Origin of the sequence: Nonomuraea pusilla (assembly GCF_900109355.1) — a bacterium.
In the GTDB taxonomy this organism is placed as follows: domain Bacteria; phylum Actinomycetota; class Actinomycetes; order Streptosporangiales; family Streptosporangiaceae; genus Nonomuraea; species Nonomuraea pusilla.
Map to the genome: position 1 here is coordinate 566775 of NZ_FOBF01000002.1, position 12733 is coordinate 579507.

The 12733-nt window shown below is 71.3% G+C and carries 15 protein-coding genes; 5 read left to right on the plus strand and 10 right to left on the minus strand.

The genetic code is table 11. The features are described 5' to 3' along the window. The first annotated feature begins 2 nt into the window (after nt 1–2). Nucleotides 3–2591 (plus strand): FtsX-like permease family protein, encoded by a 2589-nt coding sequence (locus BMX74_RS05560; RefSeq protein WP_091098744.1) that lies wholly within the window; start codon nt 3–5, stop codon nt 2589–2591. A 33-nt stretch (nt 2592–2624) separates the two neighbouring features. Here the strand turns inward: BMX74_RS05560 and BMX74_RS05565 are convergent, their stop codons facing one another. The 8 genes from BMX74_RS05565 to BMX74_RS05600 form a co-directional block, all read right to left on the minus strand. Beyond that, on the minus strand, nt 2625–3086 hold the full coding sequence (locus BMX74_RS05565) for an anthrone oxygenase family protein (protein WP_091098746.1): 462 nt from the start codon (nt 3084–3086) through the stop codon (nt 2625–2627). 51 nt (nt 3087–3137) lie between these two features. Continuing rightward, nucleotides 3138–3593: an SRPBCC family protein gene (locus tag BMX74_RS05570; protein WP_091098748.1), complete on the minus strand. Its 456-nt coding sequence runs from the start codon at nt 3591–3593 to the stop codon at nt 3138–3140. A gap of 1 nt (nt 3594) precedes the next feature. Beyond that, nucleotides 3595–3855 carry an acyl carrier protein gene (locus BMX74_RS05575; RefSeq protein WP_055501916.1) on the minus strand — a complete coding sequence of 87 codons (261 nt, stop codon included), beginning with the start codon at nt 3853–3855 and terminating at the stop codon, nt 3595–3597. Between the two features lie 102 nt (nt 3856–3957). Further along, nucleotides 3958–4410, minus strand: coding sequence for an anthrone oxygenase family protein (locus BMX74_RS05580; protein ID WP_055501917.1), 453 nt, complete (start codon nt 4408–4410; stop codon nt 3958–3960). Beyond that, nucleotides 4407–5297, minus strand: coding sequence for an NAD(P)-dependent oxidoreductase (locus BMX74_RS05585; protein ID WP_256256783.1), 891 nt, complete (start codon nt 5295–5297; stop codon nt 4407–4409). The genes BMX74_RS05580 and BMX74_RS05585 overlap by 4 nt, the downstream gene beginning before the upstream one ends. After that, complete coding sequence (locus BMX74_RS05590; protein ID WP_091098750.1) at nt 5294–5674, minus strand: SchA/CurD-like domain-containing protein; 381 nt, start codon at nt 5672–5674, stop codon at nt 5294–5296. The genes BMX74_RS05585 and BMX74_RS05590 overlap by 4 nt, the downstream gene beginning before the upstream one ends. Before the next feature lie 56 nt (nt 5675–5730). Then, nucleotides 5731–6588 carry an LLM class flavin-dependent oxidoreductase gene (locus BMX74_RS05595; protein ID WP_091098752.1) on the minus strand — a complete coding sequence of 286 codons (858 nt, stop codon included), beginning with the start codon at nt 6586–6588 and terminating at the stop codon, nt 5731–5733. 66 nt (nt 6589–6654) lie between these two features. Further along, nucleotides 6655–7392: an SDR family NAD(P)-dependent oxidoreductase gene (locus BMX74_RS05600; RefSeq protein ID WP_055501920.1), complete on the minus strand. Its 738-nt coding sequence runs from the start codon at nt 7390–7392 to the stop codon at nt 6655–6657. A gap of 200 nt (nt 7393–7592) precedes the next feature. On the opposite strand from BMX74_RS05600, the gene BMX74_RS05605 reads away from it, so the two are divergent. Then, on the plus strand, nt 7593–8600 hold the full coding sequence (locus BMX74_RS05605; RefSeq protein WP_055501921.1) for a methyltransferase: 1008 nt from the start codon (nt 7593–7595) through the stop codon (nt 8598–8600). On the opposite strand, the gene BMX74_RS05610 is transcribed toward BMX74_RS05605, so the two are convergent. Continuing rightward, nucleotides 8577–8975, minus strand: a complete 399-nt coding sequence (locus tag BMX74_RS05610; RefSeq protein ID WP_055501922.1) for a SchA/CurD-like domain-containing protein — start codon at nt 8973–8975, stop codon at nt 8577–8579. The genes BMX74_RS05605 and BMX74_RS05610 overlap by 24 nt on opposite strands. Before the next feature lie 206 nt (nt 8976–9181). On the opposite strand from BMX74_RS05610, the gene BMX74_RS05615 reads away from it, so the two are divergent. The 3 genes from BMX74_RS05615 to BMX74_RS05625 are packed head-to-tail and all read left to right on the plus strand — an operon-like array spanning nt 9182 to nt 11660. Then, complete coding sequence (locus BMX74_RS05615; RefSeq protein WP_055501923.1) at nt 9182–10237, plus strand: methyltransferase; 1056 nt, start codon at nt 9182–9184, stop codon at nt 10235–10237. 23 nt (nt 10238–10260) lie between these two features. Further along, a complete protein-coding gene (locus BMX74_RS05620; RefSeq protein ID WP_218153885.1) occupies nt 10261–11472 on the plus strand; it encodes a cytochrome P450 in 1212 nt (403 codons plus the stop codon). Next, nucleotides 11463–11660: a ferredoxin gene (locus tag BMX74_RS05625; protein ID WP_055503850.1), complete on the plus strand. Its 198-nt coding sequence runs from the start codon at nt 11463–11465 to the stop codon at nt 11658–11660. Before BMX74_RS05620 ends, BMX74_RS05625 begins: the two co-directional genes overlap by 10 nt. Before the next feature lie 67 nt (nt 11661–11727). On the opposite strand, the gene BMX74_RS05630 is transcribed toward BMX74_RS05625, so the two are convergent. Further along, entirely contained in the window at nt 11728–12729 is a 1002-nt protein-coding gene (locus BMX74_RS05630) for an NAD-dependent epimerase/dehydratase family protein (protein WP_082534704.1), read from the minus strand. Between the last annotated feature and the right edge of the window lie 4 nt (nt 12730–12733).

The window sequence follows — 12733 nt, forward strand, 5'->3', positions numbered from 1 at the left end:
CCATGGGAAACCCCCTGTGGCTCATCGCGCGCCGGACGTTCGCCGAGGGCTGGTTGCGGCTGACCGCCACCCTGCTGGCGGCGCTGGGATCGATCGCGCTCATTGCGGGCTCGCTGCAGTTCGCACTGCGCGCGCAGGAGGCGGTGGCCGGCAGCGACGCCAGCGAGTACGTCCACGCGGACGTGCTGGTGCAGGGCGGCACAGTCGATCCGGGCGACCCGTTCGCGCCGCCCGACGGCCGGATCCGGCTCGATCAGGTCGCCTCCCGGCCCGGGGTGGCGGCGGCAGTCGGGGACGCCACGACTGCGGTGACGGCCTCCCGGACCGACGGGCAGGCGATCACGGCGGCGGCCGAGGGCCGTACGCTGCTGCGTCCCTGGGTCTCCGATCCGGAGTTGAACCCCTACCGCTTGGAGGCGGGACGCGCCCCCACCGCGGACGGCGAGGTGGCGATCGTCCGGCACATGTCTCTCGCCGGGGATCTGCGCGTCGGCGACACCATGACGCTGACACTGCCCCGCCAGACGCGCCAGGTGCGGATCGCCGGGATCGTCAGTGTTCAGGGCCGCGGCGCGGTGGCCGCCGGTGACCTGGTGCTGGCCCCGCCCGAGACCGTGCAGCGCGCCGCGATGCTGCCCGCGGGCAGTTGGCAGAGCGTCTGGCTGAAAACCGCACCTGGCGTCTCCGCCGATCGGCTGCGTGGCGAGCTGGCCCGCGACCTGGGCGAGGCCGTCACGGTGCGCACTGCGGAGTCCGTACGGAACGCGCAGACCGCCGCCGCTTCCGGTGAGGGCGCCTCGATCGCCGGTGTCGTCGGCATGCTCGCCTCCGTCGCGATCTTTGTCGGGCTGTTCGTGGTGGCCAACACCTTCGGTACCCTCGTCCGGCAGCGCACCCGCCGGCTGGCGCTGCTGAGCGCTATCGGCGCCACACCGCGGCAGATCGGCCGCCTGATCCGGCTGGAGGCGCTGGTACTGGGCGCGGTCGCCGCGGTGGGCGGCGTGGCCGCGGGCTTCCCGCTCGCCGAGATGATCATCTGGCTGTTCGCCCGGGACGGCTTCGACGTGTCCGCCTCCGCCCCCCAGGTCGGCTTGGTCGCGCTGGCCGTCCCGGTCGTGGTCGGTCTCCTGGTCACCCAGGCCGCCGCGTGGCGGGCGGCGTACCGCGCCGGGAGCGTCTCGCCCATCGAGGCGTTGCGCAGCACGGTCGCCGAACCCCGGGAACGGCGCTGGCCACGCCTGCTGTCCGCATCCGTGATCTTCGTCGGCGCCTGCTTCCTGTGCGCGGTGGCGGTGACGGTCCGCGTCAGCGATCCGCCCGGCTCGGATCGTACGTTCGCCATCACGCTGATGATCCTTTTCGCGTCGATGCTGGCGGTGACCGGGCTGGCCGTGCTCACCCCGTTCTTCGTCGGGCCGCTGGGCGGGCTGGTGGGCCGCATCGGGACGCTGGTCAGCGGGGAGACCGGACGGCTGGCGCACGCCACCATCACGCGCAGCCCGCGCCGGGTCTCCTCGGCCGCGTCGTCGCTGATGCTGGGTGTCGCGCTGGTCGCCTCTTTGGCGCTGGTCACGATGTCGGTGAACGACCGGTTCCGCGAGGCGGGACGGGAGGTGATGGCGGCCGAGCACGCGATCACCTCGACCGCCAGGACCGCCGAGGGTGCGCCCGCGCCCCTGGGCCGCGACGTCGCGGCGAAGGTCACGGGCGCGCCGGGGGTGTCCAGAACGGCCGTCCTGACACGGACCGAGGTCACGCTGGTGCCGGCCAAGCCGACGCGAGCGGCGGCCGAGCCGTTCCGCTTCCTGGTCAGTGGTGCCGAGCAGGCGGGGCTGCGTGACGTGCTGCGACTGGGCGGCCGGCCACCCGCGCTGCGGGAAGGGGAGATCGCGCTGTCGTCGGCCGTCATGAAGGAACGGGGGCTCCGGCGCGGCGAGGACATCATCGTGCGCGGCGCGCAGGGCCGCACCGTGCTCACCATCGCGGGCTCGTACCACGACCCGTCCCACCTGTTCGCCGATCAGGCGCTGGTGGCTCCGGCGACGATGGACCGGCTCGACGTCAACGCCGCCGCCCTGGCGGTGCTCGTGCGGGGCGGCTCGCCGGAGGCTCTGGCGCGCGCCGTGGCCGGGGTGCCCGGGGTGCGGGTCCTCGACCGTGACGCCTACGTGGCCGCGGCGTCGCAGTCGCTCACCCGGGCCCTGCGCTCGACGTACAGCTTCGTCGGCATGGCGCTGCTGCTGGCGCTGTTCGGGATGGCGACCACTGTGACGATGAGCGTCGTAGAACGCACCCGCGAGTTCGGGCTGCTGGGCGCCGTGGGCGCGACCATGAGGCAGATCCGCTCGATCGTCCGCTGGGAGGCGGCCACCGTGGTGGTCCTCGGCACGATCCTCGGCCTCGTGATCGGGATCGGCACGCTGGCGCTGCTGCACGTGACGAGCGGCAGTTCGTTCCTGCGCCCGGACCCGCCGTGGTGGCTGTACCTGGCGCTCGCGGCGGGTGCCGCGGTGGCGACGCTGGCGACCTCGGCGCTGCCCGCGCGCCGGGCGGCAAGCGTGCCCGTCCTGGAGGCCGCCAAGGCGGAGTGAGTCACCGCGGACGCGGGCGCCTGGATCGTGCGCTCACAGGGTCAGGCCGACGAGGCCGCAGTTGATGAGCAGGGCGAGAACGGTCAGGGCGGTGCGGACGCGGTTCCAGGTGCCCCAGCGCCGCCGCGGATCCCGTTCGGCGAAGTCCTCGGGCAGGTTGTCCGGGTCCAGGGCTCGCACCCACCGGTTCACCGGCACGTTCCTGGTCAGCGAGATCGTGATCGTGCCCAGGCAGAGCGAGGCCGCCGCCAGATAGAGCACACGAGCCGTGGCACTCCCGGCGAGCAGGCCGAGAGCGAGGTCGCCGAGCGTGGTGATGAGCAGGCAGATGGGCATGAACGGGTCGAAACGGGTGGAGAAGAACGCGTGCGCGTGCACGTACCGGTCCGGTGGCAGGCTGTCCAGCAGCGGCCAGCCGCCCATCTGGGTGCCCAGCAGCACCCCGGCGGCCAAGCCGTTGGCCAGCAGGACGAGCGAGACGACGATCTCCAGCATGAGCCCTCCAGTCAGGCAGCCTGCCACCGAGCCGCGTTCCTGCACCATCGCCTAGCGACGCGCGGCGACGGCTTCCACCTTCTGCTTGATCAGGCGCATCTGGGTGGGCGTGTTGCGGTTGAGGCGCGCCTGCATCGTCGCGTCGTCGATCGGCGCCTCCGCCTTCATCTCGAAGTCCTGCACCCAGCGCATGCGCACGCCGTCGTCCTCCTGCAGGTACTCCCAGTAGATCCACATGTACTTGAACGGTCCGGTCTCCACCCGCTGCGAGCGGACGGTCCGGGTGGCCTCGTCCGGGCGCCGCGCCGACACCCAGCTCCACACCTTGCCGTTCTCGTCGGGGTGCAGCGCGAGCCGGAAGAGGATCGTGCCGTCCCGATCCGAGAGGATCTTGGCCTCGGAGTACTCGCTGAACAGCTCCGTCCACGACTCGATGTCGTTCGTCATGTCCCAGACGAGTTGCATCGGCGCGGCAATGACGATCTCGTTGTCGGTGTGCCCGGCCATGTCACGCCCTCTCCTCCGCCATCAGCAGCGAGTTGACGTACTCGACCGCCTTGGCCGGCGTCGGCATGTTCAGTACCGCGTCGTCGCTGATCTGGATGCTGTAGCGGCGTTCCAACTGGTTGCACAGCTCCAGCAGGGCCAGCGAGTCGTAGCCGAGGTAGCCGAACTCCGTCTCCGCGATGTCGCCGTCGAGGGCCGCCTCGTCGGCACCTCCCATGCCGCGCAGGATGCCCCGCAGCTCGTCCAGGTCGAAGGTGTTCATTCCAGATCTCTCCATTCCGTCAACAGCGCCGTAATACGGCACTTCGGACAGTTTCAGGTTCACCTCTCCGGCTGGAGAGCTTCTCGATTCGTGCTCGACGCCTCAGCCGAGCACCACGGCGACGGCGTTCACCGTCACCCCCAGCAGGGCGAGCGCGGTGCGCAGCAGATGCCATCGGCGCCACAGCGGCCGGGGGTCGCGCCAGTCGGGCGGCACCTCGTCCGGATCGAGGGCCTTGACCACCCGGTTGATCGGGACGTTGCAGAAGTGCGAGACCACCGAGACCCCGAGCAGCAGGACGGCGGCCGTGGCGAAGAGCAGGGCGGGCTCGGCTCTCGTCAGCACCGCGAGGACGACGTCGATGATCATTGACGAGAGCACGAGGATCGGCATGGTGGGATCCCACCGGCGGCCGACGAGCTGGTGGGTGTAGACGTAGCGGTCGGCCGGCATGGCGAAGAGCGCGGGCAGCACGCTCAGCGCGACCGCGAACAGCACCCCGGCCACGATGCCGCTGCCCACCAGCGCCGCTATGGACAGCAGATCCGTGATCATCGCGCCGATCCGTCTCCGCCCGGGAGCGGCTCCGCCACGGTGGCCGCGTCGTCGTCGCCGCGGCCGCTCGCCAGCACATCGGCATACCTGCCGAGGGCGCAACCGGTCACCGGCAGCTCCGTCCCGCGTGCCAGCGCCTCCTGGTTCGCCAGGGCGAGATCCTTGTGCATGAGCGCGGACCGGAAGGCCGCCGGCCGGTACGCCCGCGCCCGCATGAACTGCGCGCGGAACGACAGCACCGGCGACCGCCAGCCGCTGCTTTCGAAGACGTCCAGCAGCAGGCCGCGATCGATGCCCATGGTCTCGACGAACCGCACCGCCTCCGCCAGCCCGAGGATCTGCACGCCCAGCATCAGGTTGAACGCGAGCTTCAACGCGCTCGCGTTGCCCGTCGGGCCGAGGCGGCGGACGTCCTGGCCGATCGCGTGGAGCACCTCGCGGGCGTCCTCCACGGCCGACTCCTCACCGGCGGCGAAGACGCGCAACTCCCCTTTGGCGGCCATGGCGGGGTTGCCCAGCACGCAGGCCTCGACCCGCCGCACCCCCGCCTCGGCCAGCCGCTTGGCGGCGGCCACGGCGAAGGTGGGCGTGACCGTCGAGGTGTCCACGACGATCGTGCCCGGCGGCAGCCGCCCGTCGAGCTCGCCGAACAGCACCTGCTCCACGGCTGCCTCGTCGGCGAGGCTGAGCAGCACGACCTCGGCGCCGGTTACCGCCTCGGCCGCCGAGGCGGCGATCGTGGCGCCCGCCTCGCCCACCGGCACGGCCTTGTCCGGCGTGCGGTTGTACGCGGTGACGGCGGCACCCGCGGCAAGCAGGGCACGCGCCATCCCTGCCCCCATGCCGCCCAGCCCGAGCACGGCGATCGACGTGGGCTGCACGTTCACCTCGCCGCGGGATGGGTCTGCACGGACAGTTGCGAGATGCAGCGCATCACGGCGTCGCGGAAGTACCGGCTGAATCCGGCCTCGTCACTGGTGTCCCGCTGCTCCTGCAGGTAGGGGGCGAGCCTCTGCTCGATCAGGTGCACCCCACGCTGGCCGGCCATGTGGCGGGCGATGGCGGCGAACTCGCCCTCGTAGTGGATGACCCGCACCAGCACGTCGTCCTTGAGGAAGACGGCCGTGCCGAGCAGCCGGCCGGCCGCGGCGCCGTCGTCGCCGGTGAACACCGGGCTGTCGACCCGCTGGAAGCCGGCGAAGATCTCGGCTATCTCCTCCTCGTGCCCGGGCTTGACTCGGTAGGTGATGGCCGCGTACGGCATGGCATCCTCCTTGGCTCGTCGAAAGGACTCAGTCGAAGGGACTCAGTCGAAGGGACTCAACCGAAGGCCACTTTGGCGATCAGGTCGAGCTGGTCGGCATCGGACGTGCAGGGAATCAACATGAGCTCGTCGCAACCCGCTGCGGCGTAACCGTCGATCGTCTCGCGCAGCCGGGCGTCATCGGCGATCAGGCTGTCGGCCAGGAAGCGGGCCTTGCCGCCGGTGTAGGCGTAGTAGTCGAGCAGGTAGCGGGCACCGGCCCGGTTACGGTCCGCTCCGGGGGCGACGTAGGCGAGGGCGCCCAGCTTCGGCGGGCTGGTCCGGCCCGCGTCCGCCCAGGCCTGCCGTACCTCGGCGGCCACTTCCGCGTACCGGTGCAGGGGGGTGCTTCCAGAGATCCAGCCGATGCCGCACCTGGCCGCCCTTCTCATGGAAGCGGCCGAATTACCCCCGATCCACAGCGGGATCCGCCCGCGGACCGGGTGCGGACCGACGCCGGGGACCGCGCCCTCCCCCGACCACACGCGCTCCATCTCCTCCAACAGGTCGTCGAGCCGGCGCCCGCGCCCGTCGTAGGGCACGCCGGTCGCGACGAAGTCGTCCTCCCGCCCGCCCGCGGCGACGCCCACCACCAGCCGGCCGCCGGCCAGCCGGTCCACGCTGGCCAGTTGCTTGGCCAGGAGCACCGCGCTCGGCCGGTAGGCGGCCAGCAGAATCGTGGGAGCCAGCGTGATGCGCTCGGTCACGGCCGCGGCGGCCGCCAGCGCCACCACGGTGTCGTAGCTGTCGTAGACCAGCCGATCCAGCACGGCCAGCGTGCTGAAGCCGAGCCGGTCGGCCCGCCGGGCGAACTCGACCAGCTCGCGGCCGTCCGTCCCGGGAACGGTGCTCGGCAAACCGACTCCGATGTCCATGTAGCCTCCAGTCCGCTCCTGCGACAGCCCGCAGCCGCCCGCGGCCGCTCCCATGCCGGCGACGGCTCAGATCCCGCCGTCCACGTTCAGCGCCACGCCGCTGATGTACCGGGAGGTGTCCCCGGCCAGGAACAGCACCGCGCCGGCCACGTCGTTGGGCCGGCAGAGCCGTCCCAGTGCCGTGATCGCGACGACGCGCTCCACCACCTGCGGCGGCAGTCCCGCCCCCGGCTCTGTCTCCGTGAGACCGGGCGCGACGAGGTTGACCCTGATCCCGCGCGAGCCCAGTTCCTTGCACAGCCCGCGCGTGAACCCGATCAGCGCCGCCTTCGAGGCGGAGTAGTGCACGCCGTTGACCCGCCCGCGTAGCGCGGCCGACGCCCCGATGTTGATCACCGAGGCGCCTTCGGCCAGCAGGCCGAGCATCGCCTGTGTGACCAGGTAGGCGGAGGTCACGTTGTGGTCGAGCAGCCGCCGCCACTCCTCGCCCGAGATCTCCGCGAAGGGTGCGGCGCCGTCCACGCCGACGTTGTTGACCAGGGCATCGAGCCCGCCGAACGCGGCCTCCACGGTGCCGGCCAGCCGCCGGGTGTCCGCGGAGTCGGTCACGTCCGCCCGCACCACCTGGTTGCGGTCGCCGAGCTCCTTCAACTCCCTGACGAGGCTGTCGGCTTCCTCTCCCTCGGTGTGATGACATGCCAGGACATGTGCGCCGGCCCGCGCGAAAGCGAGGACAGTGGCACGGCCGATGCCCCTGGTCCCCCCGGTCACCAGCACACGCTTGCCGCGTAGCCCTTGATCCACCAGACCATTCCTCTCGCTGCGACGTACGGCTCCGCTCATCGTGCGGACACCGGCTGGTCCGCCCCTCGAGCCCCGGTCGAGAACCGGCGGCCCCGGCCCACGCCTCCAACCGGCTTCGAGCCTGTCTCCACCCTCCGGTGGAAGCGTCGCCAGCGACCCGGCACGACCGTCGGCCACGGGTGCGAGAAAGGAAGTCACGAATGACGGGCATCGCTCCGGACGTCACCACCCCTACCGGGCTCATCCGGCTGTGCAACGCCTTCTGCGAGTCCAAGGCCCTGCTCACCGCGGTGGAACTCGACCTGTTCACCGAGCTGCACGACAACCCGGCGACCGAGGAGGAGATCCGCGAGCGGCTCGGGCTGCACGGCCGCGGCCTGCGTGACTTCCTGCTCCTCCTGACCGCCCTCGGCCTGCTCGAACGGCAGGGCGACGGCTACCGCAACGCCCCCGGCGCCGACCAGTACCTGGTGCGCGAGCAGCCGACCTACATCGGCGGGTTCATGCGCCGGGCCAACGACAACCTCTATCCGGCGTGGGGCAAGCTGTCCGACGCCCTGCGCACCGGCCTGCCGCAGGCGCGCGGCAACTTCCAGGACGTCCTGCGCGACCCGCAGGTGCTGGGCCGCTTCATCCAGATGATGGACGCGCTGACCCAGGTCCTGGGGCCTCAGCTCATCGAGGCGTTCGACTTCTCCGGCCACTCGACGCTGCTCGACGTGGGCGGCTGCCGGGGCAACCTCGCCGGCCAGATCGTCAAGGCGCACCCCGAGCTGACCGGCAACGTGTTCGACCTCCCGCAGATGGAGCCGTTCTTCACCGATCACATGGCCGGCCTCGGCCTGACCGGCAGGGTGCGCTTCACCGGCGGCGACTTCTTCCAGGACCTGCTGCCGCAGGCCGACGTCGTGGTCCTGGGGCACGTACTGCACGACTACGACGCCGACAGTCGCCGTTTGCTGGTGCAGAAGGCCGGCGCGGCGGTCCGCCCCGGCGGCGCGTTGCTGATCTACGACCGGATGCTGGACGAGGGCCCGGCCCAGGTGGAGAACCTGGTGATCAGCCTGGACATGCTGCTGGTCACCGAGGGCGGCTCGGAGTACCCGGTCGAGGAGCTTCGGCAGCACGCCGCGCTGGCCGGCTTCACCGCGCAGGAGGAGAAGCGGCTCGGAGACTTCGACACCCTACTGATCTGCCGCAGAGGCTGAGGCGTCCTGGTGTCGGGGTACCGCGAACTGGGTGATGCAGCGCAGCCGGCTGGCGTTGAAGGTCCGCAGGAAACCCTCGACCGTGCCGGTGTCGCGTGGCTTGTTCAGGTAGGGGGCGAGCTTGCGTTCCACCTCCGCCACCCCCGGCTGGACGGCCATGAACCGGATCACCGCGTCGAGGTCGCCCTCGTACTCGATGAACCGCACCAGCGTGCTGTCCCGGATGAACACCGCCGTGGCGAGGATGCGGCCCGCCTGGGCGCCGTCGGCCCCAGGGACCACGTTCCCCGCAGGCCGGCGGAAGTTGTTGAACACCTCGGCGACCTCGTCCTCGTATCCGCTCTTGATGTCGTAAGTGATCGCCGTGTACGGCATGGCAACTCCTCGGGATCGTGAACGTCGTCCCAGGATGCGCACCGGGGCTCGAGAAGACCTCGGGGACCGCTCGGCCGTGACGCGGTCCTCGCCCCATACCGGTTCCATCCGCCCTTGAACCGCCGGTGGGAGCCTGCCGGGAACGGCAGGACCCTGACCGGCTCAGGGGCGGCCGAAGCGACCTGTCACCCAAAGGAGGATTCGGGATGACCACGACCTCGACCGACCGTGTCCTGGAGCAGGGTCCTGGTGAGGAGCAGCAGGAGCTGCTCATGATGCTGGCCGGCAAGTGGGTGGCGGGCACGTTGAACGTGCTCGCCCGCCTCGGCGTCGCCGACCTGCTCGCCGACGGGCCCCGCGGCGTCGACGACCTCGCCGCCGAGACGGACACCCACGCGCCGACGCTGTACCGGTTCCTGCGCGCCGCCGCGTCCGTCGGCGTCTTCGCCGAACGCGAGGACAAGCACTTCGAGCTCACACCGAAGGCTCAGTACCTGCGCAGCGACGTACCGGGCTCGCTCAGGCACCTTGCCTACTTCTACGGCGAGACCACCGTCTGGAACTGCTGGGGCTACGCCATCGACACCGTACGCACGGGCGAGCCGAACGGCCGCAGGCTGCGGGCCGGCAAGAACTTCTTCGAGTACCTGGAGCAGGAGGCCCCGGAGTTCGCCGCGGCCTTCCACAAGGCCATGTCCGAGCTGAACGAGAGCCGCGCGCCGAAGATCGCCGACTCCTTCGACTTCGGGCGGTTCGCCACAATCGCCGACATCGGCGGCGGCCAGGGCCGGTTCCTGTCGGCGATCCTGCGGCGCTACCCCGCTTCGCGCGGCATCCTGTTCGACCTGGAGACCGCCATCGCGTCGGCGCCGCCCGTCCTGGCCGCGCAGGGTGTCGCCGACCGGGTCGAACTGGTCAGCGGCAGCTTCTTCGACGAGGTGCCGGCCGGCGCGAACGCGTACACGCTCAAGGCCGTCATGCACGACTGGGCGGATGCCGAGTGCCGCAAGGTGCTCGGCCGGATCCGGCAGGCGATCGGCGCCGACGCCGACGCCCGCGTACTGATCGTCGACGGGGTGGTCCCCGAGGGCAACGACCCCCACTACATCAAGCTGATGGACATCTCGATGGCGGTGACCAACGGGGGCCGCGAGCGGACCGTCGCCGACTGGACGGGCCTCGTGAGGGAGTCGGGCTTCGAGGTCGTCGCGATCCACCCGACCGAGCCGCCCCACAGCATCGTCGAGGCCCGCCCGGTATGAGCGGAACGGAAGTGGAAGGCGACATGATGAGCAGCGATGAGCCCGTCCCGTATCCGTTCCCGCGCCCGTCGGCCCTCGACGTGCCCGCCGAGCTGCGGGACCTGCGCGATCGGCCGGTGATCCCCGTGGTGCTGCCGAGCGGCGACCGGGCGATGCTGGTGACGCGGTACGAGGACGTGCGGTCCGTACTGACGAACCTGAAGGTCAGCCGCAACCTCAACCGCCCGGACGCGGCCCGCATGACCTCGAACAACAAGATGTTCCAGGACGAGAGGATGGATCCGGACCCGCCCGAGCACACCCGGGTCCGGCGGCTGGTGATGAAGGCGTTCACGGCCACGATGGTGGAGAACCTGCGCCCCAAGGTGCAGGAGCTCGTGGACGAGCTCGTGACGAAGATGCAGAAGGGGCCGTGCCCGGCGGACGTGTCGGAGGCTGTCGCGTTCCCGCTCTCCATCCGCGTCATCTGCGACCTGCTGGGGGTGCCGGCGGAGGACCAGGACCGCTTCCGCGGCTGGACCGACCGGTTCCTGTCCACCGGCAAGTACTCCGGGCCGGAGATCGGCGCGGCGATGGCCGAGATCAGTGCCTACATGGGGCAGCTGATCGAGACCAGGCGGGCACGTCCCGGTGACGACCTGATCAGCGCGCTGACGCAGGTCCACGAGGACGACGACACCCGCCTGAGCGAGTACGAGCTGCACTGGTGGTGCCGCCTGCTGCTGCTGGTCGGTTACGAGACCACGGCCAGCCAGATCGGCTACATGGTGGCGAAGGTGCTGGCCCATCCCGACCAGCTCGCCCGGCTGCGCGCGGACCTGTCCCTGGTGCCGTCCGCCGTGGAGGAGGTGCTGCGCTGGAAGCTGCTGAACGGCTCACTGTCGATGCTGCGCTACGTCACCGAGGACATCGAGGTCGGCGGGGTCACGGTGCCGAAGGGGACCAGCATCATCCCGGCCGTCGAGTCGGCCAACTGGGACGAGAACGTGTTCTCCTGTCCGCACGAGTTCGACATCGGACGGGCCTTCAACTACCACCTGACCTTCAGCGTGGGGCCGCACTTCTGCATCGGCGCCTCGCTGGCCCGCCTGGAGATGCAGATCGTCCTGGAGACACTGCTGCGCCGGTTCCACGGCCTGCGGCTGGCCGTCCCCGCGGACGAGCTGGGACGCAGCGAGGGCACGCTCATCGGCGGGCTGCTCCGGATCCCCGTGGAGTGGTCGGCATGCGCGTGACGGTGGACCGCGACACCTGCTGCGGCAGCGGCCTGTGCGTGGTCGCGGTGCCGCAGGTGTTCGGCCACGACGACGAGACCGTCGTCGTGGTGAACGAGCCGGAGCCTCCGGCCGCGCTCGCGGACCTCGTCCGCGAGGCGGCCCGGCGCTGCCCGACAGGGACGATCCGGCTGCTCGACGACGAGTGAGCCGACGCCCGACGCGAAGAAGCTGCCGGCGGATCGACCGCCGGCAGCTTCTTCGGGTCGGGCGTGCTCAGCCGGCCAGGAGTTTCGCCTCCACGTCCGGATCCAGTCCGACCAGCTCGTGGCCCGCGCGGTGGCCCCCCTGGGAGCCCCTGGACACCTCGCCCTCCACCTCGCGCAGCCAGGCCCAGGTGTCTGCCACCGTCTCCTCGACGGGGCGGCAGCGCAGCCCGGCGGCCAACGCCTTGGACACGTCGGTCCGGTGTAGCAACTCGTACATCTCGCCGGGTGGAAGCCACGCCGGCAGGCCGACCCACGGCCGCACTCCCGCGGCCAGGATCGGCTCCGGGTCGATCCAGCGCAGCTCGGCGCCGGCGCCGGTGACCTCGGCGCAGGCGGTGAGGAAGCTCTCCATCGTCGCGTGGTCCGGCGGGCACACCAGGTTGTAGGCGCCGTGCAGTCCACGCCCGGCGGCGTCCAGGATCCAGGTGGCCAGGTCGCGGACGTCGATGTACTGCAGGGAGGCGGTCCGCGGCCCCGGCGCGAGCTGGAGGCCGCCGCGGGCGGCGCGGCGAAGCCACCACGGCACCCGCCCGGTGTTCTCCCGGGGACCGAAGATCAGCCCGGGCCGCACGCGCAGGGCCCGGTCGCCGAGCGCCCGCTCCGCGGCCACCTCCCCGCCCGCCTTGGCGTCCCGGTAGTCGGTGGCGCCGTCGTCCGGCGAGCCGGCCACCACCGGCCGCTCCTCGGTGAGCGGCGCGGGGACGGGGAAGTCGTAGATCCCGCGGCTGGAGATGTAGGTGTAGTGGCCGATGCGGCCCTCCAGCAGCCGCAACGTGTCGCGGACAACCCGTGGCGGGCCGGACCAGGTGTCCACCGCCAGGTCCCACTCGCCTTCCGTGAGGGACGTCATACCGTCGGGCAGGTTCCGGTCGCCGTTGAGCACCCGTACGCCGGGCGGCGGCGCGTGCCGCCCCCGGTGGAACACCGTCACCTCCCAGCCTCTGGCCACCGCCGCCTCGGTCACGGCGCGGCCTACGAATTCCGTGCCGCCAAGCAGGAGAATGCGCATCTGA